Origin of the sequence: Streptomyces specialis (genome assembly GCF_001493375.1) — a bacterium.
Classification (GTDB): Bacteria; Actinomycetota; Actinomycetes; order Streptomycetales; family Streptomycetaceae; genus Streptomyces; species Streptomyces specialis.
Window position 1 is genome coordinate 535,941 of sequence record NZ_LN929897.1, and the last position, 26,499, is coordinate 562,439.

Annotated in this window: 17 protein-coding genes and 1 tRNA gene; 4 read left to right on the top strand and 14 right to left on the bottom strand. The window is 74.9% G+C overall.

Translation table 11 applies throughout. The features are described from left to right. Positions 1-495: 495 nt before the first annotated feature. Together BN2279_RS29620 and BN2279_RS25145 are read right to left on the bottom strand one after the other, a co-directional pair. Entirely contained in the window at positions 496-801 is a 306-nt protein-coding gene (locus BN2279_RS29620) for a hypothetical protein (RefSeq protein WP_159037332.1), read from the bottom strand. Between the two features lie 121 nt (positions 802-922). Next, on the bottom strand, positions 923-1,741 hold the full coding sequence (locus tag BN2279_RS25145; protein ID WP_059013323.1) for an alpha/beta hydrolase: 819 nt from the start codon (positions 1,739-1,741) through the stop codon (positions 923-925). Between the two features lie 234 nt (positions 1,742-1,975). On the opposite strand from BN2279_RS25145, the gene BN2279_RS25150 reads away from it, so the two are divergent. Next, entirely contained in the window at positions 1,976-3,511 is a 1,536-nt protein-coding gene (locus BN2279_RS25150; RefSeq protein WP_059013658.1) for an AMP-binding protein, read from the top strand. 12 nt (positions 3,512-3,523) lie between these two features. On the opposite strand, the gene BN2279_RS25155 is transcribed toward BN2279_RS25150, so the two are convergent. The 6 genes from BN2279_RS25155 to BN2279_RS25180 all read right to left on the bottom strand — a co-directional run bounded on the left by BN2279_RS25155 (position 3,524) and on the right by BN2279_RS25180 (position 13,674). Continuing rightward, complete coding sequence (locus tag BN2279_RS25155) at positions 3,524-4,174, bottom strand: response regulator (protein WP_199827793.1); 651 nt, start codon at positions 4,172-4,174, stop codon at positions 3,524-3,526. Then, positions 4,162-5,316, bottom strand: coding sequence for a GAF domain-containing sensor histidine kinase (locus BN2279_RS25160; RefSeq protein WP_059013324.1), 1,155 nt, complete (start codon positions 5,314-5,316; stop codon positions 4,162-4,164). The genes BN2279_RS25155 and BN2279_RS25160 overlap by 13 nt, the downstream gene beginning before the upstream one ends. Positions 5,317-5,428: 112 nt before the next feature. Next, the gene (locus BN2279_RS25165; RefSeq protein ID WP_059013325.1) at positions 5,429-6,412 is read right to left on the bottom strand and encodes an acyl-CoA desaturase; all 984 of its coding nucleotides are present in this window, start codon (positions 6,410-6,412) and stop codon (positions 5,429-5,431) included. Continuing rightward, on the bottom strand, positions 6,409-7,461 hold the full coding sequence (locus BN2279_RS25170) for an alpha/beta hydrolase (protein ID WP_059013326.1): 1,053 nt from the start codon (positions 7,459-7,461) through the stop codon (positions 6,409-6,411). Before BN2279_RS25170 ends, BN2279_RS25165 begins: the two co-directional genes overlap by 4 nt. A gap of 16 nt (positions 7,462-7,477) precedes the next feature. Beyond that, a complete protein-coding gene (locus BN2279_RS25175; protein ID WP_059013327.1) occupies positions 7,478-11,860 on the bottom strand; it encodes a type I polyketide synthase in 4,383 nt (1,460 codons plus the stop codon). Continuing rightward, positions 11,857-13,674, bottom strand: coding sequence for a fatty acyl-AMP ligase (locus BN2279_RS25180; protein WP_059013328.1), 1,818 nt, complete (start codon positions 13,672-13,674; stop codon positions 11,857-11,859). The genes BN2279_RS25175 and BN2279_RS25180 overlap by 4 nt, the downstream gene beginning before the upstream one ends. Positions 13,675-13,908: 234 nt before the next feature. On the opposite strand from BN2279_RS25180, the gene BN2279_RS25185 reads away from it, so the two are divergent. After that, the gene (locus BN2279_RS25185; protein ID WP_199827794.1) at positions 13,909-15,420 is read left to right on the top strand and encodes an MFS transporter; all 1,512 of its coding nucleotides are present in this window, start codon (positions 13,909-13,911) and stop codon (positions 15,418-15,420) included. 478 nt (positions 15,421-15,898) lie between these two features. Here the strand turns inward: BN2279_RS25185 and BN2279_RS25190 are convergent, their stop codons facing one another. The 6 genes from BN2279_RS25190 to BN2279_RS25215 all read right to left on the bottom strand — a co-directional run bounded on the left by BN2279_RS25190 (position 15,899) and on the right by BN2279_RS25215 (position 22,827). After that, positions 15,899-17,614 (bottom strand): AMP-binding protein, encoded by a 1,716-nt coding sequence (locus BN2279_RS25190; protein WP_059013329.1) that lies wholly within the window; start codon positions 17,612-17,614, stop codon positions 15,899-15,901. A gap of 205 nt (positions 17,615-17,819) precedes the next feature. After that, complete coding sequence (locus tag BN2279_RS25195; protein WP_059013330.1) at positions 17,820-18,401, bottom strand: GTP-binding protein; 582 nt, start codon at positions 18,399-18,401, stop codon at positions 17,820-17,822. Next, complete coding sequence (locus BN2279_RS25200; protein ID WP_059013331.1) at positions 18,382-18,753, bottom strand: DUF742 domain-containing protein; 372 nt, start codon at positions 18,751-18,753, stop codon at positions 18,382-18,384. The genes BN2279_RS25195 and BN2279_RS25200 overlap by 20 nt, the downstream gene beginning before the upstream one ends. Further along, entirely contained in the window at positions 18,750-19,205 is a 456-nt protein-coding gene (locus tag BN2279_RS25205; RefSeq protein ID WP_059013332.1) for a roadblock/LC7 domain-containing protein, read from the bottom strand. The genes BN2279_RS25200 and BN2279_RS25205 overlap by 4 nt, the downstream gene beginning before the upstream one ends. After that, the gene (locus BN2279_RS25210) at positions 19,183-21,645 is read right to left on the bottom strand and encodes a sensor histidine kinase (protein WP_059013333.1); all 2,463 of its coding nucleotides are present in this window, start codon (positions 21,643-21,645) and stop codon (positions 19,183-19,185) included. The genes BN2279_RS25205 and BN2279_RS25210 overlap by 23 nt, the downstream gene beginning before the upstream one ends. 1,109 nt (positions 21,646-22,754) lie before the next feature. Next, positions 22,755-22,827: transfer RNA gene (locus BN2279_RS25215), tRNA-Arg, on the bottom strand. 297 nt (positions 22,828-23,124) lie between these two features. On the opposite strand from BN2279_RS25215, the gene BN2279_RS25220 reads away from it, so the two are divergent. Beyond that, positions 23,125-24,705, top strand: a complete 1,581-nt coding sequence (locus tag BN2279_RS25220; RefSeq protein WP_104531134.1) for a dynamin family protein — start codon at positions 23,125-23,127, stop codon at positions 24,703-24,705. Between the two features lie 41 nt (positions 24,706-24,746). Next, positions 24,747-26,399, top strand: a complete 1,653-nt coding sequence (locus BN2279_RS25225; RefSeq protein WP_059013335.1) for a GTPase — start codon at positions 24,747-24,749, stop codon at positions 26,397-26,399. The last annotated feature ends 100 nt before the right edge of the window (positions 26,400-26,499 follow it).

Here is a 26,499-nt window from a genome sequence, read left to right on the forward strand (position 1 = left end):
ACGCGGCACACGCGGATTCTGCGTGCACGGCGGCCAGGACGGATCGACGCCGCGCGGATGTGACACCGGGGCGGTGAGGGAGACCGGGATCACACCCGAAGGGTGCTACATGGGCGGCGGCGTGGGCGTCGGCGGAACGGGATCGGGTCGTGGCGTGGTCATCGCGACGCGCCTCCGTTCGTCATGGCGGCTCGGGAACGTTCCCTCCCGGGTGCCCCACGGGTCGCACCGCGAAACAGTCACCCGCCGCCCCCGTTCCGTCACGGCGCCGGGAACATCCGGCCGCAGGCCGACCGCAGCTCCTCGTCGTCGAGGTACCCCAGCTCGGCGCCGAGGTCGCACACCTCGGCCGTCGCGTCCTCCGCCACCCCCGGCGCGACGGCCGATCCGGGGTCCGGGGCGCGATCCGGTCGGGAGCCGCCCGGCGCGGCGGGCCTCCGCCCCCGGCTCCCGCCCCCAGCACCCCATCCCTCCTCGGTCCGTCTTCCAGCACTCTCACTCGCCACTGCGGGCCGCGGCCAGGCCTCGGTCGTCCCCCTCCGCCGGCGGCGCGGGTGGTGGGGAAGGGCCGGGGGTGTCCCCGCCTGGGGGGGGGGGGGGGGAGGGCGGGGTGAGGCCCTCCGTGGCCGGTCCCTGCGTCGGCCCGGGACCGGCTCCCCGCCCGGCCGGCGGCTCGGGCGCCCGCCCGTCCTCCGGCCCGGCCACCGGCTCGGGACCGGCCTCCACCGGGCCGGACGTGACACAACCGGCCGTCGTCCCCAGCGCGGTGGCGAGGACGACGGCCGCCAGAACACAGCGCATGGGCGGCACGACGCCTTCAACGACCCGTCCCCCCGGGCCGATACGACTCCGAGCCACGGGATCACCCGCCCGGAGCATCGGCGTTGGCGTCCGGCGTGCCGGTGGCTGCGGGACGACGGGCCTACGCCGTTCCGCCCAGGACCCGGTCGATGAAGCGGGTGGTCTCGGCCAGGACCTCGTCCTTGTTGGTCTCGTTGAAGATCTCGTGCTCCGCGCCCTGGTACAGGTGCTGGGTCAGGTTCTTGCCGCGCACCTGCTCGATGCCCTCGGCCGTGCCGTCGACCGGCACTATCCGGTCGGCCTCGCCGTGCATCCACAGCACCGGCAGCTCCCCGAGGTCGCCGCCGGCCGCGATGGCGTCCAGGGTCCGGCCGAGCGCCTCCAGCGTGGGGCGCTTGAACGTGCCGTGCCACACCAGCGGGTCGTCGGCGTAGGCGACGCCCACGGCCGGGTCGCGGGAGAGGGCGGTGGTGTCGATCGGGATCTCGGGGATCTCGGGCAGGTCGAGCAGCGTCGCCAGCAGGTCCCACCGGCCCATCACGGGCCCCGACAGCACCAGACCCGCCAGCTCGTGCCCGTACCGCTGCGCGTAGCGCGTCGCGATCATGCCGCCCATGGAGTGGCCGATCACCACGACCGGTACGCCGGGGTGGTCCTCGCGGGCGCGCAGGGCCAGGGTGTGCACGTCGGTGACGACGGCCTCGTAGTCCTCGATGAGGACCCGCTCGCCCGCCGACTTGCCGTGCCCGAGGTGGTCGGGGCCGTAGACGGCGGCGCCGTGCCGGACGAGGACGTCGGCCACGTACTCGTAACGGCCGATGTGCTCGCCGTAGCCGTGGACCAGGAGGGCGACGTAGCGGGGGCGCTCGTTCGGCCACTCCCGCGCCACGATCTCGCCGCCACCGGCACCGGTGAACACGTGTTCGCGCGATTCCGCCATCGGTCTCTCCTCGCTCCCTCAACGTCTTATGTCCTGGATGTCCCCGAATGGTCTCGGGTGCTCCGCGGGTCTGGCCGGAAAAGTGTGGCGAGCGTACAGTTCCCAAACAGCGTTCGGCAATGCCGAACGCAACGCTTCCGCGCCCCACCCATATGGGGGTGTTCGCAACCGCTCGTTCATGGCCCGATAAGCGCACGGCAACTAGCCACACGAGCCACAGAGATGGAGGCCGGCATGTTCGTGCCGTTCAGCGTCCGCGACTTCCTCCACCGCGCCGTCACGGTGTACGGCGAGCGCACGGGGGTCGTGGACGAGCCCGCGCAGCCTGCCGAGTCCTGGGGAGACCTGACCTACGGCCGCCTCGGCGAGCTGGCCGCCGCCCAGGCCGCCGGGCTGGACGCGCTCGGCGTCGGCCCCGGCGAACGGGTCGCGGTCGTCTCCCCGAACAGCGCCCGGCTGCTCACCTCGTTCTTCGGCGTGGCCGGGTACGGCCGGGTGCTGGTCCCGGTCAACTTCCGCCTCAAGCCGGACGAGATCGCGTACATCGTCGAGCACTCCGGGGCGAGCGTGCTCCTGGCCGATCCCGAACTGGCCAGGCCGCTGGCCTCCGTTCCCGTCAAACACCGGTTCACCCTCGGTGCCGAGGCCGACGCCGAGCTGTACCGGTTCGGCGCGGCCCCGGTGCCGTGGGAGGCCGACGAGAACGCCCTCGCCACCATCAACTACACCAGCGGCACCACCGCCCGCCCCAAGGGCGTGGAGATCACCCACCGCAACTCCTGGGTCAACGCGGTCACGTTCGCGCTCCACGCCGGGATCACCGACCGCGACGTCTACCTGCACACGCTGCCGATGTTCCACGCCAACGGCTGGGGCATGCCGTTCGCCATGACCGGCCTCGGCGCCCGGCACGTGGTGCTGCGCAGGATAGACGGTGCGGAGATCCTGCGCCGGGTCGCCGAGCACGGCGTCACCGTGATGTGCGCGGCCCCGGCCGTCGTCAACGCCGTGCTGGCCGCCGCCCGCGAGTGGGAGGGCGAGATCCCCGGCCGCGACCGGGTCCGCGTCATCGTCGCCGGCGCCCCGCCGCCCACCAGCACCATCGCGCGCGTGGAGTACGAGCTGGGCTGGGAGTTCATCCAGATCTACGGCCTCACCGAGACCTCCCCGCTGCTCACCGTCAACCGCAGCCGCGCCGAATGGGACGGCCTCGACGTGGAGGCCCGCGCCGAGAAGCTGGTGCGGGCCGGCACGCCGGCCCTCGGCGTCACCCTCCGCACCTCCGAGTCCGGCGAGGTCCTGGCCCGGTCCAACGTGGTGCTGCGCGGGTACTGGCAGCAGCCGGAGGCCACCGAGGAGGCCCTGGCCGACGGCTGGTTCCACACCGGCGACGGCGGGACGATCGACGAGGAGGGCTACCTCACCATCAGCGACCGCAAGAAGGACGTGATCATAAGCGGAGGGGAGAACGTCTCGTCGATCGAGGTGGAGGACGTCCTGTTCTCGCACCCGGCGGTCTCCGAGGCGGCGGTGATCGGCGTCCCCGACGACAAGTGGGGCGAGACGGTCAAGGCCCTGGTGGTCCTCAAACCCGGCTTCGCCGTCACCGAGGACGACCTGATCGCCCACTGCAAACGCCGCCTGGCCGGCTACAAGGCCCCCACCTCCGTGGAGTTCCGCGTCGAACTGGCCCGCACGGCGACCGGCAAACTCCAGAAGTACAAGCTCCGCCGGCCCTACTGGTCCGGCCGCGACCGCGAGGTCAACTAGCGGACGCCGGCGTCACAGCAGGCGCTCCTGGCCGGCGCGGGCGACCGCTTCCACGCGGTTGTGGGCGCCGAGCTTCGCCATCGCGCTCTGGAGGTACGCCTTCACCGTGTTCCGCGTCAGGCCGAGTTGCTCCGCGATCTCCGGGTTGGTCCGGCCCACCGCGACCCAGCGCAGCACCTCGTACTCCCGGGGGGTCAGACCGGTGCGGATCAGCGCCTCCGTCACGCGGCCCGAGCCCTCCGGGCCGAGCCGGGGGTCGATCACCCGCACGCCGCTCGCGATCCGGTGCAGCGCGTCGGCCAGGTCGGTGATCGTGGAGTCCTTCAGCAGGCAGCCGTCCGCGCCGCCGGCCAACGCGGCCGGGAGCGCCGCGTGTTCGGCGTAGGCGGTGAACAGCACGATCCGCACCCCCGGCACCCGGGCCCGCAGCGCGCCGATCGCCTCCGTGCCGAGCATGTCCGGCAGCCGCAGGTCCAGCAGCACCATGTGGGGCGCGACGTCGGCCGCGACCCGGATCGCCTCCCGGCCGGAGCGGGCCGTGCCCGCGATCACGATCGTCGGGTCGGAACGCAGCAGGAGCTGCACCCCGCCCGCCACCACCGGGTGGTCGTCCACCACGAGCAGCCGCAGCGGCGCGTCCGCCGTCGCCCTCACGGCAGCCACGCCCGCACGGTCAGCCCGCCGTCCTCGTCGCTGACCACGGACAGCGAGCCGCCCAGCCGCTCCAGCCGCTCCCGGGCGGTCGGCAGGCCGCGCCCGGACGACCACGCCGGGTCGGGCGGCGCGTCGTTCCAGCCGACGCCGTCGTCCGCCACGGCCAGGCTGACGCCGCCGTCGATGCCCGCCAGGCTCACCACCACCGACGACGCCCGCGCGTGCTTCTCCACGTTCAGCAACGCCTCCCGCGCCACGGCGACCAGCGCGCCGCGCCGCCCGCCGTCCAGCTCCGGCACGGGCGTCACCACGACGCACCGCGCCACGATCCCGGTCCGCTCCCCGAACGCCCGGCAGTCCGCCACCAGCGTGGCGTGCAACTCCGCGCGGGGCGCCGTGTCGTCCATCCCGGCCAGCGACTCCCGGAACAACGAGGCGGCCTCCGCTATCCGCCGCTCCACGCTCCGCAGCCGCGCCGACACCTGCGGGCTCAGCCCCGGGGCGGTCCGCAGATCGCGCAGTTCGGCCCCGGCGGTGAACAGCATCGCGCCCACCGAGTCGTGCAACCCGGCCGCGATCCGCCCGCGTTCGGCGGCCACCGCCGCCTCGGTGCGCTCCTCAAGACGGTCCGCCACGTACAACTGCTCGGCGCCGTCGTCCGCTATCCGCTGGAGCCGGGCGATCGCGTCGTCCCCGAACCGCGCCTGCCGCCGCAGCCCCACGTACAGCACGCCGGTGAAGTGGTCCCCGTAGCGCATCGGGAGGGCCAGCAGCGCCCGCAACCCCTCCTCGCTGACCGGCCCGTCGAAGTCGTGGGTGATCGTGCCGCTGAGCACGTAGTCCTGCACCCACACCGGCCGCAGCAGCGCGGCGACCTTGCCGCCCAGGCCCAGGCCGCGCGGCACCACGAGATCCCGCAGGCCCTCGCGTTCCACGCCCACCAGGCCGCGCAGCACCACCTCGTCACCGCCAGGACCGCCGCCCGGGTCGCCGACCATCCCGATGTCCACGCCGCCGGCGTCGCGCGCCGCGTCGGCGATCCCGCGCAGCAGCGCCACCCGGTTGAGCAGCAGGGCAAGTTGGCGCCGTTCGTCGATCAGCTCGTCGAGCGTTCCCGACGCCCGCAGCGCCGCGGCGACGTCCTCGTCCATGGCACGAGACTGGCACACCGGGCGCCGTCGGCACCACACGATCATCTGTCCTACCGCCCCGGCGCGGGGAACGCCTCCCTCCCGCGCCGGGCCGGGAACGGGACGGTACGCGTCACTTCCGGTCGCCCTTGAGCGCGGACGTGGGTGTCACCGAGCCGGGGGTGACCGACTTGGCGGCGATGCGGCGTTCGTCGGGCCAGCGCACGTCGGTGGCCCAGCCGAACTTCTCGAAGAGCTGGATGAGGCGGGCGCTGGAGTCGATCTGCCCGCGCAGCACGCCGTGCCGCGCCGACGTCGGGTCGGCGTGGTGCAGGTTGTGCCACGCCTCGCCGCCGGACAGCAGCGCCAGCCACCACACGTTGCCCGACTTGTCACGGGACTTGAACGGCCGCTCGCCCGCCATGTGGCAGATGGAGTTGATCGACCAGGTCACGTGGTGGATCAGCCCGACGCGCACCAACCCGGCCCAGAAGAACGCCGACCAGGCGGCGCCGCTGTCCCAGGTGCCCTCGCCCCACAGCCCGCCGGCCACCGCGGGGGCGCCGAACGTGAGGAGAACCAGGGGCAGTTGCAGGTTGCGGATGAGCACCATGTCGCGGTCGGCCAGCAGATCGGGCACGTAGTGACGCTCGTTGGTCTTCTCGTTGTTGAACGTCCAGCCGATGTGCGCCCACACCATGCCCTTGATGAGCGCGGGCACCGAGGTGCCGAACCGCCAGGGCGAGTGGGGGTCGCCCGGCTGGTCCGCGAACTGGTGGTGGCGGCGGTGGTCGGCGACCCAGGTGATCGGGTCGCCCTGGACGGCCAGCGAACCGGCCACGGCCAGCGTGATCTTCAGCGGCCGGTTCGCCTTGAACGCCTTGTGGGTGAACAGCCGGTGGTAGCCGATCGTGACGCCGTGCATGACGATCAGGTACATCACCGCGCCGATCACCAGGTCGTGCCAGGAGACGCCCCAGCCCCACAGGACGACGACGGAGGCGATGACCGCCAGGAACGGGATACCGACGAAGACGCCGACGATCACGCGGTCACGGGTCCCCATCCGGTCACCCCACAGGGCGTCGGAACCGGGGGTGGTGGTGGGCTGTGTCATGCGGCCCCTCCAGGGGTGAGGGTGAGGGTGAGGGTGAGGGCGCCGCCCAGCGCCTGCGCGAACATGGGCCAGGACGACTTGAACTCGTCCTGCCAGTACGGCCAGGTGTGGGAGCCGCCCGTGTAGGAGTGGACCTCGGCCGGGATGCCCAGGGACGACAGGCGCCCGACGAACGACTGGAACGACGGCAGGATGACGCTCTCCAGCGTCCCGCCCACCAGGTCCCAGCTCCCGCCCGCGATGCCGCTGCCCGTGGAGACGTACAGGTCCGTGCCGCGCAGCTTCTCGGCCTGCGTGTACGGGTTGTTGGCCTCCCAGGTGGACCAGCTCAGGAACGGCCAGCCCCACAGCGCCCCGCCCAGCAGCCCTTCCCGGCCCAGGATCGCGGTGACCAGGGTCGGCACGCCGGGGAACTGCGTGTTCAGCACGCCGCTGTAGGAGGCGGCGGCCTCGAAGGTGCCGGGACGCTTGATGGCGAGGGCCATCGCGCCGTAGCCGCCGGTGGAGATCCCGGCCACGGCCCGGTCGGCGCCGGCCCGGTAGCCGCGCTGGAGGAGCTGCATCAACTCGTCGGTCTGGAACGTCAGGTAGTCCGTGCCGTCCTGCCACTTGGCGGGCAGGCCGGTGCGCCCGGCGTCCGGCATGGCGACGATGACGTCCTTGTCCGCCATGAACTCCTCGATGTCCGTCTCGCGGGTCCAGGAGGTGTAGTCGTCACTGGCGCCGTGCAGCATGTAGAGCACCGGCCAGGTGCGGTTGGCGTTCGCCGACCAGCCCTCCGGCAGCAGCAGCCGGACCGGCACCGCGCGCCGCGCCGCCGGCGACTGGATGGACAGGTCCACCGTGCGGTCGTCCAGCCAGGTCTCGGAGACGACGCGGGCGCCGTCGTCGGCCTTCACGGACGGCCCCGCGACGACCGTGGTCCCGGTCCTGGTGCCCGTGCCCATGGCGTCGGGGGCGTAGACCAGGCCGGTCAGGGCGGCGAGAGTGGCCGTGGCGGCGACGGCGGCGCGGGCGACAGGACGGCGGCGCTGCGGCTGTGCGGGCATGCGGGGTTCCTTCTTCTCAGCTCTCGGCCAGGTCACGGACGAGAAGCCCGGCGAGGAGATCGACGACGGGTGGTTCCAGCAGGGACATGTGGTGTCCCGGCAGCGGGGCGACGGTCAGGTCCGCGCAGTGCGCGTCCCAGCCCAGCGCCTCGTCGGTGCGTTCGTAGCGGGGGTCGCGGACGGTGTGCGGCGCCTCCTCGGTGGCCCGGTACAGCAGCGTCCGGCCCGCCCAGGGGCGCGGGGTGTGCCGTTCGGCGCTGCGCAGGTCGAGATACGAGGTCCGCTGGTGGTCGGCGATGGCGGGCGGCAGGTCGATCGCCTGCTCCAGCGCCTTCACCACCCGCTCCACCTGCTCGTCGTCGCTCAGCTCCGCCAGCTCGTCGTACGGCAGGGCCAGCTCGGCGCCGTACGTCTGCTCGACGTACACGGCGAACGCGCTGAACCGGCGGCGTGCCCCGCCCGCCGGGGACAGCGCCGGGCCGGCGACCGGCAGCGGCAGCACCGAGTCGATCAGGACGAGGGCGGCGACGGTGCCGCCGCCGTCCGTCAGCAGCCGGGCCGTCTCCTGGGCGGCGAGCCCGCCGTACGACCAGCCGCCGACGATCCACGGCCCGTCCGGGGCCGTCCGGCGGATCAGGTCCGCGTAGGCGGCGGCCCGGTCGCCCACGTCCGCCATGCCCGGCAGCCGCTCCAGCCCGTACACCGGCCGGTCGCCGCCGAGGCGCTGGACGAGGGTCCGGCAGACGGCGGTGGTGCCGCCCGCCGGGTGGGCGAGGAAGAGCGGCGGAAGGCTGCCGCCGGACGCCAGGACGGTGAGCGGCCCGGTGCCGGTGGCGGCGGTGAGGGCGGGGCGGACACGGGACGCCAGCGCGGCGACGGTGGTCGGCGGCCGGGTCAGCTCCTCGGCGGTGACCGGCGTGCCGGTGCCCTCGGCCAGCGCGGCGGCCAGGCGGCGCACCAGCGCGGGGTCGGCCTCGGCCAGCCGCAGGTCCGCCAGCGCGCCGGGCGGCGGCCCGTCGGTGAGGGCCTGCCAGGCGTGCGCGACGAGCCGTTCGGCCTCGTCGCGCGGCGCCGGCCCGCCGGGCGCGGCCCGCCCGGGAACGATCCCGCCGTCACCGGCGACCGTGTCGCCGGAGCCGGAGCCGGAGCCGGAGCCGGAGCCGGAGCCCGAGCCCGAGCCGTCCAGCAGGGCCGCGACCCCGGCCAGCGTGCCCTGCCGCAGCAGGACCCGCGCGTCGAGCCGGGTGCCGAACTCGTCGGCGACGGCCGCGATGATCCGCGCCGCCATCAGCGAGTCCAGCCCCAGGTCGGTCAGCGGCACGTCCGGGCCGACGCTGTCGGGGGAGTAGCCCATGATCGCCGCGACCCGTGTCCGCAGCCGGTCCTCGGTCGTCACCGGGCCACCGCCGGACACCCGCTCCGGCTCGGCCGGCGCGAGGTCCGCCGGGTCGTCCGTCGCCCAGTACCGGCGGTGGTTCCAGCGCGGGCCCGGGATGTCGATCACCGTGCCGCCCGGATGCAGGCCGGGCGGCACGGCGATGACGCCCCGGACCGCGAGCGTGGCCAGCGCCCGCCGGAACGCGACCGCGTCGTCCGTGTCGCGGCGCAGCGTCGGCAGCACCAGCGGGCCGTCCGCGCCCGCCGCGCGCAGCGTCTCGGTCATCGGGTGGAACTGCGTCGGGTGCGGGGACAGTTCGACGAACACCCGGTGCCCGTCCCGCGCGGCGGCCGTGACGGCCTGCGCGAAACGGACCGGCCGCCGCAGGTTCGCCGCCCAGTAGTCGGCGTCGAACACGGCCGTGTGGCGCGGGTCGTCCTCCACCGTGGAGTAGAACCCGCAGCGCGGCACCGAGTACGGCACGGTGCCCAGCTCCCGCAGCAGCGGCCCCAGCAGCGGATCGACGTGCGGGGAGTGCCCGGCCGTCCGCGACGGCAGCGCGCGGGCCAGACCGCCCTCGGCGGTCACCCGGTCGATCAGCTCGCCGATGTCCTCGGCCGTGCCCGTGACGACGCACTGCTCGGGCGAGGCGTGCACGGCGATCCCCACGCTGCTCCCGGGCCTGGCCCTGGCGAGCACCTCGTCCTCGGCCAGCCCGACGACGGCCATGGCACCGCCCGACAGCCCGTCCAGCAGCCACGAACGGGTGGCGATGACCCGGGCGCCGGTGTCGGCGTCCAGCGCCCCGGCGACGACGGCCGCCGACACCTCGCCCATCGAGTGGCCGATGACGGCGGCCGGTTCGTGCCCGTAAGAGCGCCACAACTCGGCCAGCGCGACCTGGATGCCGAACAGGACCGGCTGGACCACCGACGGCACCTCCAGCTCGGCGTCCGCCCGCAGGTGCCCCCGCAGGCTCAGGCCCGCGTGGCGCTGGATCATCGGTTCGAGACGGTCCACGGCCTCGGCGAAGGCCGGTTCGGCGGCCAGCAGCCGTTCCGCCATGCCGGGCCACTGCGAGCCGTAGCCGGAGAACACCCACACCGCGCCCGCGCCCGAGGCGGCGGCGCGGCGGCCGTCGCCCGTGATCAGCGCCTGGTGGGGGCGGCCCTCGGCCAGCGCTGTCAGCGCCTCGGCCAGCTCTTCGCCGCTGTGCGCGACGGCCGCGGCGGCGAACCGCCCCCGGCCGGTCCGGCCGGACACCGTGCGGCCCACGTCGAACGGGCGGCGCCGCCGCCCGGCCGGCGACGCCAGCCACCGCGCCAGGTCGCCCGCGTCCTGGCGCAGCCGCGCCCCGGTGGGCGCGTCGAGCAGCGTGATCGCGGGCGCGGCCGGGGGCTCGGAGACACGCGGCCGGTAGGGGGCCGTGTACTCCTGGAGCACCGCGTGGGCGTTGGTGCCGCCGAAGCCGAACGCCGACACGCCCGCCGTCGCCGTGCCCGAGTACCTCGGCCACGGCTCGGCGTCGGTGACGACCCGCAGCGCCAGCGCGTCGAAGTCGATGTACGGGCTGGGCTCGCGGAAGTGCAACTGGCGCGGGATCTCGCCGTGGTGCAGCGCCAGCACCGTCTTGATGAACCCGGTGATCCCGGCGGCGGCCTCCAGATGACCCACGTTGGTCTTGGCGCTGCCGATCAGCAGCGGCCGGTCCGCGTCGCGGCCCCGGCCCAGGACCCGGCCCAGCGCGCCCGCCTCGATCGGGTCGCCCAGCGCGGTGCCGGTGCCGTGCGCCTCCACGTAGTCCACCAGCAGCGGATCGACCGGGCCCAGGCCGTGGTGCGCCTCGGCGAGCAGCGCGCGCTGCGCCTCCGCGTTCGGCGCGAGCAGCCCGTTGGAGCGGCCGTCGGAGTTGACGGTCGTCGCGCGGAGGACGGCCAGGATCCGGTCGCCGTCCCGTTCGGCGTCCGCGAGGCGCTTGAGCACGACGACGCCGCAGCCCTCGCCGCGCACCATGCCGTCGGCCGACGCGTCGAACGTCTTGCACCGGCCGTCCGCGGCGACCGCCCCGGCGCGCTGGAGCCCGAGGGTCACCTCCGGGGTCAGCAGCAGGTTGACCCCACCGGCCAGCGCGGTGTCCACCTCGCCGCCGGCCAGCGCGCGGGCTGCCTGGTGGACGGCGACCAGCGACGACGAGCAGGCGGTGTCGATCGCCATGCTCGGGCCGCGCAGGTCCAGCGCGTACGACAGGCGGTTGGCGGCGATGGACAGGGCCGCGCCCGGCGGCGCCCACGCGTCCACGCGGTCGAGGTCGGCGGTGGTCAGCCGGGCGTACTCGTTGCCGCTGATCCCGATGTACACGCCGGCGCGCGTGCCGGCCAGCCGGGTCGCGGGCAGCGCGGCGTGGTCCAGGCTCTCCCGCGCCACCTCCAGCAGGATCCGCTGCTGCGGGTCCATGGCCGCGGCCTCGTGCGGGGAGATGCCGAAGAACTCGGCGTCGAACGCGGCGATCTCGTCGATCCCGCCGAGGAACGCGCCGTGCCGGGTCACCTCGGCCGGGACCCCTTCGGGCGCGAACGGGTCCCAGCGCCCGTCCGGCACCGTCCCGACCGCGTCGGTGCCCTGGCTGAGCAGGTCCCAGAACGCCGCCGCGCCGCTCACGCCGCCCGGCATGCGGCAGCCGACGCCGATCACCGCGACGGCGGGCGCGGCGGCGCCGGGCACGTACGCGGCGGGGATCGCGGGCAGGGCCGCCGGGATGTCGTCCTCGGTCACGTTGTCGGCCAGGTCGTCGACCAGCGCCATGAGCCGGGCCAGCGTGGACGCCTCCCACATCAGCGTGGGCGGCAGCCGCACCCCGGTGGCCGCCGACAGGTCGGCGGCCAGCGCGACGGCGTGCCGCGACGTGAGCCCCAGCTCGGCGAACGGCCGGTCGTCGGTGACCTGCCCGGCCGTCAGCCCGTACCACTCGCCGAGCCTGGCCACGACCGTGCGGCGCACCGACTCCGCGACGCCGGCACTCACTGGGCCTCCCGCTGCCGCGACGCGTGCGACGCCGGCTCGGTCTCGCCGAACGCGCCCGCCAGGTACTGCGCCCGGCACGCGCTGCGCGACACCTTGCCGCTGGACGTGCGCGGCACCGTGCCCGGCGGCACCAGCAGCAGCCGGTCCAGCCGCAGCCCGTGCGCGACGGACACCTCGGCCCGTGCCGTGCCCTCCGCCGCCTCACGCAGCTCCGGCGTCGGCGTCAACTCCCGGCGGTGCTCGGCCACGACGATCACCCGGTCGCCGCCGTCCCCGCCGAGCCCGTCGCCCGGCCCGTCACCGTCGGCCGGCACGGCGAACGCGGCCAGCCGGTCGCGGCGCACGGCCCCGACCGCCGCCTGGACGGTCTCCTCCAGGTCCTGCGGGTAGTGGTTGCGGCCGTCCACGATGATCAGGTCCTTCAGCCGGCCGGTGACCAGCAACTGCCCGTCGTGCACCGCGCCGAGGTCACCGGTCCGCAGCCACGGCTCCTCGCCGGTGCCCGCGACGAGCGCGCCGAAGGTGTCGGACGACCGCTCCGACCGCTTCCAGTACCCCAGGCCGATGTTCGGGCCGCGCAGCCGGATCTCCCCGACCCGCCCGTCCGGCAGCGGAAGGCCGGTCTCCGGGTCGGTGACGCACAGCTCCTGCCCCACCGGCACCCCGCACGCCACCAGCGCGGTCGCCGCCGGGTCCGCCGGGTCCACCGGCTCGATCCGGCCCAGCGCCAGCGCCTCCCGCTCGCAGGCCACCGCGTGCGGCGCCCGGTCCAGCGGGTCGGCGGAGACGAACACGGTCGCCTCGGCCAGCCCGTACGACGGGCAGTGCGCCTCCGGCCGCAGCCCGGCGTCGCCGAAGACCTCCTGGAACCGCTCGATGGTGCCGGTGCGGACCGGCTCGCTGCCGTTGATCAGCGTCCGCACCCGATCCAGGCCGCGGACCGTCGCCGCCTGCTCCGCGTCGATCCGGGCGGCGCAGTAGTCGTACGCGAAGTTCGGCGCGGCGCGGATCGTTCCCCGGTACGAGCCGAGCAGCCGCAGCCAGCGGACCGGCTCCTCCAGGAAGGAGATCGGGTCCATCAGCACCGAAGGGACACCGCAGACGATGGGCGCCGCGACGCTCAGCACCAGGCCCATGTCGTGGAAGAGCGGCAGCCAGCCCACGGTGGTCGAGCGGTCCGGGTGCCCGTCGAAGGCGGCGATCGTCTGCTGGGCGTTGGCCGCCGCGTTCCCGTGGCTGATCATCACACCGGCGGGGGTGCGGGTGGAGCCCGAGGTGTACTGGAGGTACGCGATGTCGTCCGCGTCGGGCGTCACCACGATCTCGCGGGTCGCCGCCTCCGGCAGCTCGTCCACCAGCACGATCGGCACCGCCGGGTTGCCGTGCTCCTCGGCGAAGCCCCGGACCAGCCCGGCGGTCGCCGTGTCGCTCAGCACGCACGCCGGCTCGCAGTCGTTCAGCACCGCCGCCAGCCGTCCCTCGTGACCGGGCAGGTCCGGGCTGAACAGCGGCACCGCGATCACCCGCGCGTACAGGCAGCCGAGGAACGCGGCCACGTAATCGAGTCCCTGCGGCAGCATCAGCGCCGCCCGGTCTCCCGGACGCACGGTTTCGGCCAGTCGCTCGGCGACGGCCTGGGCGCGCTGGTACAGCCGCTGCCAGGTCAGGCTGCGGTGGACCCCGGGAGAATCCAGGTCGGGAAACTCCACGAAGGTGAAGGCGCGGAGGTGCCCGCGCTCGTCCGCCCAGCGCCGCAGCTCAGCGGTGAGCGGGCGATACTCGGTCGGACGTGTCGTCGTGTGCTTCGGTGGCATGACGCTCCATGGGCAGGGCGATGGGGGGACTGCCTGGGTGCGGTCACGAACGGGTGGGTCGGAGCATCCGTATGCGACGCAGACCCGATCGTGACCCCAAAGAGAAGGTTCTGATGTGGTGCGTGCACCGGTTAGAGAAGCCGGTGACAGTTCCCTCACGGCTCTTTGTCACATCCGGCACAAGGGGGGCGGGCCCTGCGCGAGTATGGTCCGCACACAGGGAGGGAGTAAGCAGTGGGCAGAACCAGGCAGCTCGCGGTCCTGGCCATGATCGCCCTGGCGGGTTTCATCACGACGCTCGACAACACGGTGATCAACGTGGCGCTGCCGTCCGTGCAGCGCGATCTCGGCCTGAGCCTGAAGGACCTGGAGTGGGTCGCCACCAGCTACGTGCTGAGCTTCGGCGCCCTCCTGCTGGTCGGTGGCCGGCTCGCCGACCTGCTGGGCCGCCGGCCGGTCCTGGTCGCCGGACTGGTCATCTTCACCATCGCCTCCGTCTTCGTCGGCCTGGCCGACACCGGCTCGTCCCTGATCGCGGCCCGTACCGTGCAGGGCGGGGGCGCCGCCCGGGTCACCCCCGCCTCGCTGGCGGTCGTCGCCGGCGACCTGCCGGAGGAACGCCGCGCCTTCGCGATCGGCGTGTGGACGGCGGCGCTGGCCGTCGCGCTCGCGCTGGGCCCGATGGCGGGCGGCATCGTCACCGACCACTGGGGCTGGGAGTGGGTGTTCTACCTCAACGTCCCCTTCGGCGCCGCCGCCCTCGCCCTCGCCTACGCCGTCCCGGCCGAACCCCGCCCGGAGAACGACGACAGCCGCCTGGTGTCCGTCCTCGACGTCCCGGGCGTCCTGCTCTCCACCCTGGCGCTGTACCTGCTGACGTACGGGCTGGTCGAGGGCGGCGCGGACGGCTTCGGGACCGCGCCCGTGCCGCAGTACCTGGCCGGCGCGGCCGTCGCGGGCCTGCTGTTCCTGATCGTGGAGTCCCGCACGTTCCTGCCGCTGGTCGACCCGGGGCTCTTCCGCAACCGCGCGCTGAGCGGCGGCACGGCGGCGCAGGTCCTGTGGGGGATCGGCGTCAACGGGGTGTTCTTCTTCACCGCCCTGTACCTCCAGCAGGTCCTCGGCTTCTCGCCGACCAAGGCCGGGCTCGTCTTCCTGCCGCTGGCGCTGGCGCTGCTGGTCACCACGCCCTACGCGGAGCGCTGGTCGAAGACGCTGGGCGCGCACCGGGTGATCGCCGCCGGGCTGGCCGCCGTCGCGGGCGGGCTGCTGCTGGTGTCGCAACAGGGCGCGGACGCGACCTTCGGCAGCCTCCAGCCGGGCCTGCTGCTGATCGGGGCCGGTTCGGCGCTGACCACCCCGCTGACGATCCGGTCCCTGAACGGCGTTCCCGCGACCCGCACCGGCATGGCGTCCGGCGTGGTGAGCGCGGCCCGCGAGGTGTCCGGCGTGTTCGGGGTGGTGCTGGTCGGCGTCGTGCTGACCCGGCGCGAGCGGTCGGCGCTGGACGACGGGCTCGACCCGGCCGCCGCGTTCCTCAGCGGCTACGACACCGGGCTCCGGCTCGCGGCGGCCTGCGTGCTGGCGGGCGCCCTGATCACCCTGGTCGCCCTGCGCAGCCCCGGCCGCCACCGCGCCACCCGCCGCCCACGCCTCCCCCTGACCAGAACGACCCCCGGTGCGGCCGTGGAGAGAGGTGGAGCTCCGATTTTTCTGCCTGTCTCGTGGGCTCGGAGTTGTGTATAAGAGCCGGGGCGGAGGTTCCGGCCCGGCCACGCCGCACAAGCCCGCCGTCCCGGCGCTCCCGGCCGGAACCTCCGCCGGCCCGGACACCGGCGAAGCCTGACGCCCCGCACGGTCACCCGCCGGGGAGACCGCCTCCGCTGCCGATCCGGCCGTGGCGCCGACCCTCGGGCCGCCCTCGTCGCCGCTCCGGCCGTGTCTGTGGCATCCGCCGTGCCGTGCCCGGATCGGCCACGCCGAGCGAGGCCACCGTCCGTGGCGGGCCGCCCCTGCCGCAGGTCCGGCCGTGGCAAGGGCGGCCGAGCTGTCCTCATCGGCGTTCCGGCTGTGTTCGTGGCATTCGCCGTGCCGGGCGAGGCGGTTGTCCGGGGCCTGTCGGCCGGGCCCTCCGCCGGTCCGGAGGGCGGCGGAGCCTGGCGGCCCGCGCGGCCAGCCGCCTCCGGTACCGCGGGTGGGTGGTGACGGCTGACGGGCCGTGCCGTCACCTGGTGGGGGGTTCGCGCAGTTCCCGGCGCAGCATCTTGCCGACCTCTCCGCGGGGCAGGGACGCGCCGCGGAACTCCATCAGGGTCGGCACCTTGTACGGCGGCAGCCGGGCCGCGCAGTGTTCCATCAGCGCTCCCCGGCTCACCGCGTGACCGCCCCGCATCACCACCACGGCCCGCACCACCTGGCCCAGGCCCCGCTTCGCGGGGTCGGGCACGCCGATCACGGCGGCCTCGCGGACGGCGGGGTGCTCGCACAGCACCCGTTCGATCTCGGAGGGGAAGACCGGCGTCCCGGCCACGTCGATCACGTCCACGCGCCGGTCGATGAGCGTGACGAAGCCGTCCGGGCTCATCACGGCGATGTCCCCGGTCATCAGCCACCCGTCGCGCAGCCTCGCGGCCGTCGCCGCCGGGTCGTTCCAGTACCCGGCGAACACCTGCGGCCCGCGCACCAGCAGCTCACCCGCCTCACCGGGCGCGGCGTCGGCGGCCGGGTCGTCCTCGCGGGCGACGCGGACCTCGGTGCCGGGCAGCGGGATGCCGACGGTGCCGGGCCGGGCGTTGGCGTTCAGCGGGTTGACCAGCACCACGGGCGCGGCCTCGGTCAGTCCGTACCCCTCCACCAGGCAGGTCCGCCCGACGACCTCGCCGAACCGGGTCACCGTCTCCGGCGACAGCCGCAGCGCGCCCGACACGCAGCCGCGCAGCGTCCGCAGCGCCTCCAGCTCGCGCGGCGGCCGGGCGAGCAGGTCCTCGAAGACGGGCGGCGTCGCGTGCAGCAGCGTCGGCTTCCAGCGGCGGGCGGCGCGCAGCAGCCCCCCGGTGTCCGGCGTGGGCACCAGCACGGTACGGGCGCCGCCCAGGATCGCGGCGCCCAGGCCCAGCGTCAGCCCGTAGGCGTGGGTGAAGGGCAGCACCGCGAGGAGCGTCTCCCGCCTGCCGCGCAGCGGCGCGTGCCACGCCTCGACCTGGTGCGCGTTGGCGAGCAGGTTGCGATGGGTCAGCATCACGCCCTTGGGCGGGCCGGTCGTGCCGCCGGTGTACTGGAGCACGGCCAGGTCGCCGGGCGCGCCCGGGGCCGGCTCGCCGCCGCCGGGCGCGTGCCGGGCCACCTCGTGCCAGGGGATCGTGTCCGTGCCGCGCGGCACGCCGGGCGAGAAGCGTTTGCGGGCCGCGCGGGACCTGGCCAGCGGCAGCCGCAGCGCCAGCCGCGTAGGCAACGGCAGCGCCTCGGCCAAGGAGGTGGAGATGACGTGCTTCAGCGCGGTGTGCCGCAGGACCGGCCGCACCCGGGGCAGCGCGTTCTCCACGACGACGGCGGCGACCGCGCCGCTGTCGGCGAGCAGGTGCCGCAGCTCCCGTTCCCCGAGCCGCGGCCCGACCGGTACGGCGACCGCGCCGATCCGCAGCACGGCGTAGAACGCCACGACGAACTGCGGGCAGTTGGGCAGCACCAGCGCCACCCGGTCACCGGGTGAGACGCCCAGGTCGCGCAGTCCGGCCGCGAAACGGTCCACCGCCCGCCGCAGCGCGCCGTAACGGGTCCGCCGTCCGAAGAAGACCAGTGCCGTCCGGCGGTCGAACGCCTCGGCCGCGTCGTCCAGCAGCGCGGTGAGCGGGGCGTCCGGGACGGGGACATCGTGCGGGCCCCCGGCCGGGTAGTAGGTCAGCCAGGGCGCGTTCTCCGCCCGTGGTCCGGACTCCGGCATCTCCCGTTCCCATCCCCTCTGATCCCGTCGGACGATGATCGCGCACCGCCACTGGCCGGGGCTTGTCATCCGGACGCACGCGTGGTTCCCCGCATTGTGCTTCCCATGACTGCCGGCCCGGTGCGCGGGGTCCCAGTCTCCGCTGTCCGACGCCCCCGGAACACCCGCCCGCGCGGATGTCCCGAACCCCAGCCCCGTTGACGGGTCAGGCCGTGGCGGCCTTCAGGACGTGGTGCAGGAGGGTGAGCAGGACTTCCTTGACCGACTCGCGGTCGCGCGCGTCGCAGAGCAGCGTCGGCGTTCCGGGGGGCAGGTCGAGGGCCGTGGCGATCTCGTCCACCCGGGCCACCTGCCGGCCGTCGAAGCAGTTCACCGCGACGACGAACGGGATGCCCCGGTGCTCGAAGAAGTCGACGGCCGCGAAGCTGACGTCCAGGCGGCGGGCGTCGACCAGGACGACGGCGCCCAGCGCGCCGCGCGAGAGGTCGTCCCACATGAACCAGAACCGGTTCTGGCCCGGCGTGCCGAAGAGGTAGACGACCATGTCCCGGCTGATCGTGATGCGGCCGAAGTCCATCGCCACCGTGGTGGTGGACTTCCCCTCGATGCCCGCGAGATCGTCCACCCCCGCGCTGGTCGCGGTGATCAGCTCCTCGGTGCGCAGCGGCGCGATCTCGCTGACGGAGGCGACCATCGTGGTCTTGCCCACGCCGAAGCCGCCCGCGACGACGATCTTGCCGGTCGCCGCGTCGGGGCTGGGGACGGTCCTAGAGTCTGCGGATGCCATCGATCACCGCCTGGAGGAATCGGACGTCCGTCGCGGCGGAGGCGTCGGGGGAGGACAGGGCGATCAGTTCGTGGTCGAGGAGGTCGCCGAGGAGGATCTTGACGACGCAGACCGGCAGCGCGAGGTGCGCCGCGACCTCCACGACGGCGGTGGGTGTGCGGCACAGCGCCAGGGCCCTGAGCTGCTCGGGCTGGAGCCTGGTCGTGCGGCCGGGCAGGCGGACGGTGCTGACCATGGAGATCAGCTCGATGTCCGGCCGGCTCGGCGTGGTGCGGCCCTGGGTCAGGGCGTAGGGGCGGACGATCGGCCCGCCCTGCTGCGCGTCCCAGGAGTCCTCCGACCAGTGCCTCACCCAGGCTCACCCCCCGTCACATCCGCCGCCGGCGCCGCCGCCCGCCCGGTCTCCGGGAGCCGGGGCGCGGCCGTCAGGAAGGTGCCGACCTGCCGGACGAGCATGGTCATCTCGTAGGCGATGGTGCCGATGTCCACGCCGGAGGCGGCCAGCACGGCGAGCCGGGCGCCGCTGCCCGCGGCGGTGACGAAGAGGAACAGGTCGTCCATCTCGATCATCGTCTGACGCACCTTGCCGCCGGTGAAGTGGCGGCTGGTGCCCTGCGCGAGCGACTGCAACCCGGAGGCTATGGCGGACAGTTGCTCGGCGTCCTCCCGGGCCAGCGACGCCGAGGCGCCGACCAGCAGGCCGTCCTCGGACAGGACGATGGCGTGCAGGGTGCCGGGGGTCTTGGCCACCAGCCCGTCCAGAAGCCAGTTCAGCCCGCCCTCACCGGCTTGGGTCGCCGTCATGGGAACTCCTTGTCGAATCCGGTTGGGAATGGGGTCGCGGAGGCCGGTGGGGGGACGGCTCGTCCAGAGCCCGGCGGGTGCCGCCGCGCAGCGCGAGCAGCACGGCCCGCGCCTGGCCCGCGCTCCGCTCGGCCTCGGCGGCCTCCCGGGCCGCGGCGGCGGGGCCCCGAGCGGAATCCTGAGCGGGGCCCGGAGCCGGGCCGGCGGTGGGGTCCTGAGCGGGCGGGCCGGTGAGGGCCGCCGGGGGTGGCGCCCCGGGCGGGCCCTGGCGGAGCTGGGGGGCCAAGTGGGTCATGCGGACGCGGCGCGGCAGCGCGTTCGCCGGCCGGGGCCGCTCCTCGGGGAGCGCCGTCCCGGCCCGTCCCTGGCCGTCGCCGCCGGGGGCGGCCGGGAGGCGCCGGTGCCGGCCCGCCTCCGCGTGCGGGACCGAGGCCAGATGGCGGTCGGCGCGGTCGTCGTGCGGGACGGCCGGTGCCGCCTGGACCGGTGGCGCCGCGAGGATCTCGCGCGGCAGCAGGACGACGGCCAGCAGTCCCTTGTACGAGGAGGGCCGCAGGGTGATCGTGATGTCGTGCCGCCGCGCGAGGTGGCTGACGACGATGAGCCCGAGCCGGGGGTCCTCGCCCAGGGCGGTCAGGCTGAACTCGGGCGGGTCGCTCAGCAGACGGTTGGCGGCCTCCAGGTCGGCCGCCGCCATCCCCAGGCCGCGGTCCTCGATCTCCACCGCCACGCCCTGCGCGACGGTCACCGGCCGGACGTGCACCTCGGTGTGCGGCGGCGAGAACACCGTGCCGTTCTCGATGAGTTCGGCCAGCAGGTGGATGACGTCACCGACGGCGGGCCCGATCACCGCGTGGTCCGCGGTGCCGTCCACGACGACCCGCGCGTAGTTCTCGACCTCGGAGACCGCGCCGCGCAGGATGTCGCCCAGCGGCACTGCGGCGTGCCAGCGGCGGCCGGGCGTCGCGCCGCTGAGGATGGTCAGGCTCTCGGCGTTGCGCCGCATGCGGGCCGCGAGATGGTCGATCGCGTAGAGGTCGGCGAGATCCGCCGGGTCGGTCGCCTTGTGCTCCATGGCGTCGATGACGCCGAGCTGCCGCCGGAGCAACACCTGCGTGCGGCGGGACATGTTGAGGAACATCCGGCGGGTTCCCTCGCGCAGCGCCGCCTGTTCCAGGGCGACCGCCACGGCCGTCCGCTGGGCCGCGCCGAACGCCGAGGCGACCCGGCCGAGTTCGTCGGTGCCGAAGTCGAGGCCGGGCGCCCGGTCGGCCTCGGGCACGCGCTCGCCGCGCCGCAGCCGGTCCACGAGATCGGGCAGGCGCCGCTCCGCCAGGTCCAGCGTCGCCGCCCGCAGGGCGGACATGCGGGTCAGCAGCGAACGGGTGATCCGGAAGGAGATCAGGCCGGTGCCGATGACGCCCACCAGGCCGATGACGCTGCTGAGGACGAGGCGCCGCACGAAGGCGTTCTCGTCGTGCTCGGCCTGGGCGGTGAGCCCGGCCCTGCGTTCGGCCACCACGCGCCCGAAGCCCTCCAGGACGGCGGCGGGCGCCTCGGCCCACTCCGGGTCCAGGCGCGGCAGGACGAGTTCGTCCCCCGCCCCGGACGCGGTGGGGGCGGAGCCCGTGATGACGGCGTTCTCCAGCGCGGCGAGGTGGGCCCCGGCGTCCAGCGTGAACGTTTCGTCGAGCAGGCGGCGCTGGCTGGGTTCCAGGTGCGGGCCGAGGTGGTCGAGGAGCTGGAGCCGGACGGCGATGGCGGCGGTCAGGGTGTCCCGTTCCTCCGCGCTGATGGTCCCGGCGGTCATGGCCGCGCCGAGCAGCGCGCTCTCCTGCGAGAGCATCTCGCCCGCCTCCAGCAGCGCGAGCAGGTCGAGGAGATCCTCGGTCAGGTCGCTGCTGGAGTCGGAGGTCCGCGCGATCGGCTGGAACAGCGCGTCGGCGGCGCGCACCGCGCGGGTGAAGGCGTCGAAGGCTTCGAGGCGGCCGAGCCGGCCCTCGTCGATCGCCTCGCGGGCCGTCTCCAGCTCCGCGAGCCGTCCCGTCAGTTCGGCGGAGACGGCGGGGAACTCGGGGACGTCCGGCCACAGACGGTCGAGGGCGGCCCGTGTGTAGGTGTCGATCGCCGCGTCGGTCTCCTGCCGCCGCGCGTCGCGGGCGTCCCGGGGGCCGCCGGTCGCCTGCCGCGCCATGGTCCCCCGCCGCTCCGCCTGGAGCGCCTGCCGCAGGGGGCTCCACACCGACTCGGTGGTCCTGAAGTCCCCCCGGCCGTCGCTGAGTCGCTGCCACGGATCGAGGATCACCGCCGTCCCGGCGGCCCAGAGCCCGGCCATGGCGCACACCGGGATCACCACGAGCAGGACGAGGGACAGCCGGATGCTGCCGTAGCGGCGGGACCTGGCTATCGCCCCCAGCCAACTGTTGCTGCTGCCTGTCACCTGTGTTCCTCGTTCGCGGTGGCCGCGGGCCGTCAGGAGCCGCCCGCGGCGGCACCGCCGCCGGACGGCGGACGTCCGGAGGGGCACGCCGACAGGTTCGCCGGCCCCGCTGCGCGGGGCGCGCCCCGGCTCCTGGGCGGCACGGCGACGGTGGATATGTCGGTGAAGATGGAGCTATGGAGGAGAGGCGCAGCTCCATGGGCGGAGCGGGGGCGCGGTTTCGGTCCCGGTCCACGCCACGACTCCGGGGATCGCCCTCAGCGGCGGGACACGAGACGCCGCACCCGGGGGTGCGTCACGCGCGTTCACCGCGTCGTCATCTGAGCGACAACCTCTCGCGCGGTGATGCTAACGGGTGGCATGCTTTTCCGCCACAGGCTGAAACCGCTCACCCCTGACGCGGGCGACTCGCCCGGATGGTGACGGCCCGCCGGAAACCGTACCCCGCGCACGTCCGCCCAACGCGATCGGCTCGTACGCTCCGTGACCACGGATCACCCCCACAGCGGTGAGTACGTGCCCGCTCGCGGACAGCGCGTGAAGACGGTGGAGGGCGGACCGCCCGCGCGGTTCCCCGGCGGGAGCGCGCCGCGAGGCCCCGGCACGCCGGACGCCGGCCCCCGGCGGCGCGTCCCCCCCCGCACCGCCGCACCGCCGGAACACCCCCTCGGGCGCCGGGAACGCGACGGGCTGGCCGGTTCCCGTCCCACGGCGACCGGGGAGGGGGCAACGTCGGCCCGGCCCCGCCGGACCCCGCCGCGCGGCGGCGCGAACGCGGCGCTCCGGACCGGACGGGCTCCGGCGAAACGGCGGTGACCTGCGGCGATGCCGGGGCGATGGCCGATCCCCGGCGCCCGGGGGCCCGCGCCCCGCATCGGGGCCGGCCCTTATACACCTCTGCCGCCGCCGAGCAGGAGGGTACGGTGATGAACGAGTGCCGGCCTGTGGCCTATCCAGATGGGAACAAGGACTGGCGTTCTCGCCGCACACCGCATCCTAATGTGTGATTAATTCCGATTCTCAAGGACCCGGCTACGCACGGGAACGCACCTTGCCAGGGCGTGGGAGGAGTAGGGTGGAGAGAGGAGACAGGGAGTGGACGGTCCGTGTGCCCCCGGCAGGACTCGAACCTGCGGCCAAGCGCTTAGAAGGCGCCTGCTCTATCCACTGAGCTACGGGGGCCGGTCTTGGTCATGGCGTGGGACGGTGCCCCCTTGGTGACCTCGCCGCGCACAGGATAGGGCTTCAAGGGGATCGTCCCGGTTGCTTCACCGCAACACCCTCGTGTGGAGATCCAGTGAAGCAGCCCTGATAATCGCAGGCGAGTGCGAGGAGCGCAGCGTTTTTGGTGGCTCGGATCAGGGGTGTTGCGTACTCGTTATCCCGCGGTCATGCCGCCGCCCGCCCGCTTTGGGGCGCGTTCGGGCGGAAATGCTAGGGAAACCGATTGAAATTAGGCATTCTGCGCATGTGGCGATCTTGCACGCACGGCCCGAACTGCTGGACGCGCTGACCGAACTGCGGAGGCGCCTGGCTGTCGCGCGCTTCCCGCTGGAGTTGCCCGGCGCCGAGCGGGCCAGGCGGTCGCGCGCCGAACTGCTCGCCCAGCTCGACGGTTATCTGCTGCCCCGGCTGCGCCATCCCGAGGCGCCGCTGCTCGCCGTCATCGGTGGCTCCACCGGGGCCGGGAAGTCCACCCTGGTCAACACGCTGGTCGGCCGGCACGTCACGGAGGCCGGGGTGCTGCGGCCCACCACCAGGACACCCGTCCTCGTCTGCCACCCCCACGACCAGCACTGGTTCTCCGGCCGCCGCGTACTGCCGCAGCTCGGCCGGGTCGTCGGCCCCCGCCAGGAGACCGAGGGGCCGCCCGCGCTGGCCCTGGTGACCAGCCGCGCCCTGCCCGCCGGGCTCGCCCTCCTCGACGCGCCCGACGTCGACTCCCTCGTCGCCGCCAACCGCGACCTCGCCGCCGACCTGATCTGCGCCGCCGACATCTGGGTCCTCGTCACCACCGCCTCCCGGTACGCCGACGCGGTCCCCTGGCACCTGCTGCGCAGCGCCCGCGAGTACGACGTGACCCTCGCCACGGTCCTGGACCGGGTGCCGCACCAGATCGCCGCCGAGGTCTCCCGGCACTACGACAGCCTCCTCGACCGCGCCGGCCTCGGCGACATCCCCCGCTTCACCGTTCCCGAACTGCCCGAGTCCGCCGGCGGCGGCTCCGGGCTGCTGCCCGCCACCGCCGTGGCGGGCCTGCGCGAGTGGCTCGGCCGCCGGGCGCAGGACCCCGCCGCCCGCGCCACCGCCGCCGCCCGCACCGCCACCGGCGCCCTCGGCTCGCTGCGCGGCCGGGTCGCCGCCCTCGCCTCGGCCGGCGCCGCCCAGTACGCCGCCGCCGTCCGCCTCGACCAGCGGCTGCCCGAGGCGTACACCGAGGCCGACCGCCGGGTGCGCGCCTGCCTCTCCGACGCCGGGCTGCTCACCGGCCAGGCCCGCGCCCACTGGCTGGCGTTCCCCGAGGACGCCAGCGCCGAGGAGCTCCTCGACGCGCTCACCCACGGCCTCACCGGCCTGCTGGTCGAGGCCGTCTCCGCCGCCGACGAACGCGTCACCGCCGCCTGGCGCGACGAACCCGGCGCGCCCGAGGGCGGCGACGACGACGCCGAGGCCGTCCGCGAGCGCGTCGGCCTGCTCGTGCGCCGCCTGCGGCGCTGCCTGGAGGAGCTGACCGAGGAGGCCAGGGCCTCCGTGGGGGCGCGCGGCGAGCCGGGCGAGGACGCCGAGACCGCCGCCCTGCTGGCCGCCTCGCTGCTCGGCGGGCGCACCGGCAACGTCGCCCAGCAGGCCCTGGCGGGCGTCCTCGGGCCCCGCGCCGCCGTCAAGCTCCGCGACCAGGGCGCCCGGCAGGTACGCGCCTGTGTGGAACGGGTGCTCAGGGCGGAACGCGACCGCCGGGGCGCCCCCCTGCACCGGCTCGCCATCACCGCCGCACCGCAGGTCGAACTCGTCGCCGCCCTCTCCGCCGTCCAGGCGCGGCGGACCGGCACCGCCGCATGACCCTTCCCATCCGCCCCGCGACAGCGACCGGAGATCACACCATGGCCGACACCGGGACCAGGACCAGGGCCCAGACGAGGAACGTGACCGGACCGCCGCACGGGACCCGCACCCGCCTGGACGAACAGGTCCTCGCCGAGGCCGGCCGGGTCCTGGACGACGCCGCGCTCCGCGAGCGGCTCCCCGACTGCTACACGGCCGTCGCCATCGCCGGCGCCACCGGCAGCGGCAAGTCCACGCTCTTCAACGCCCTGGCCGGCGCGCAGCTCTCCGAGACCGGCGTCTGCCGCCCCACCACCGCCACCGCCGTCTCCTGCACCTGGGACGCGGGCACCGGCCAGAGCGCGGAGCGCCTGCTCGACCGGCTCGGCGTCCCGTCCCGCGCCCGCCGCCGCGCGCACGTCGTGGACACCGGGCTGCGCGGCCTGGTCCTGCTCGACCTGCCCGACCACGACTCCGTCGACACCGCCCACCGCGACCAGGTGGACCGGCTGCTGTCCCTGGTGGACGCCGTGATCTGGGTGGTCGACCCGGAGAAGTACGCGGACGCCGTGCTGCACGAGCGGTACCTCGGCGCGTTCGCCGGCCACGCCGACGTCTCCCTGATCGTGCTCAACCAGGCCGACCGGCTGCCCGGTGACGCCGTGGACGCCGTCCTGGACGACCTGCGGCGGCTGCTGGACGAGCGGGGCGTCGCGCTCGGCGAGCACGGCGAGCCCGGCGCCGGGGTCCTGGCCGTCTCCGCGCTCACCGGCGACGGCGTGGCCGAACTGCGCCAGGCCGTGGGCGAGCTGGTGGCCGGCCGGACGGCACCCCTGCGGCGGCTGGCCGCCGACGTGGACGGCGTCGCCCGCCGCCTCGGCCCGGTCTACATCGCCGACGCCGGGCAGGCCCCCGCCGGGCTGACCGCCGCGGCCCGCGAGGAGTTCGAGGACCGGCTCGCCGCCGCCATCGGCGCCCAGGCCGCCGGCCAGGCCGCCGAACGGGGCTGGCTGCGCCGCGCCGACCGCGCCTGCGGCACCCCGTGGGCGCAGCTCCTGCGCCGCGTCGCGCACCACCAGTCCGAACGCCGGGGCGAACCGCCCGCGCTGGCCGCCAAACGGACCCCCGCCGCCGCGCCGCCCGTGGTGACGCGGGCCGCCGTGGAGCAGGCCGTGCGGCAGCTCGCCGCGGACGCCACCGAGGGGCTGCCCGAGCCGTGGGCCGCCGCGGTCGGCGAGGCCGCCAGGCGCGGCGCGGAGGACCTGCCGCGGGCCCTGGAGACGGGCCTGGAGGAGCAGTCCGCCGGGCGGCCGGGGGAACGCTCCCGGATTCCCCGGCCCCGCTGGTGGTCGGTGGCGGCGATCGGCCAGGCGGTGTTGCTCACCACCCAGTTCCTCGGCCTGTGCTGGCTGGTCGCCGCCCTGGTCGGCCAGCCCGTGGTGGGCCGCTGGCTGCCGTTCCTGCTGCTGCTCGGCGGCTCGGTCGGCGGCCCGCTGCTGGGCTGGGCCTGCCGCATCGCCGCGCGCGGCCCGGCCCGCGCCTGGGGGCAGCAGGAGGAGTGGCGGCTGCGGCGGCTGGCCGCCGACCGGGGCCGCAGCCATGTCCTGGAACCCGTGGCGTCGGAACTCATGCGGTACCGGGAGGTCCGGGAGCGGTACGTCATCGCCGCCTCGCCGACCGGCGGAACGGAGCTGTCGCCCACGATCCGGTGACCGAGCGTCAGGTAACGATTCCTCACGGGAATGTGTGAGTCATGAGGGGGCTGGGCATATTGACTGATCGCCTCTCTACGATGCTCCGTGCACATGGGGA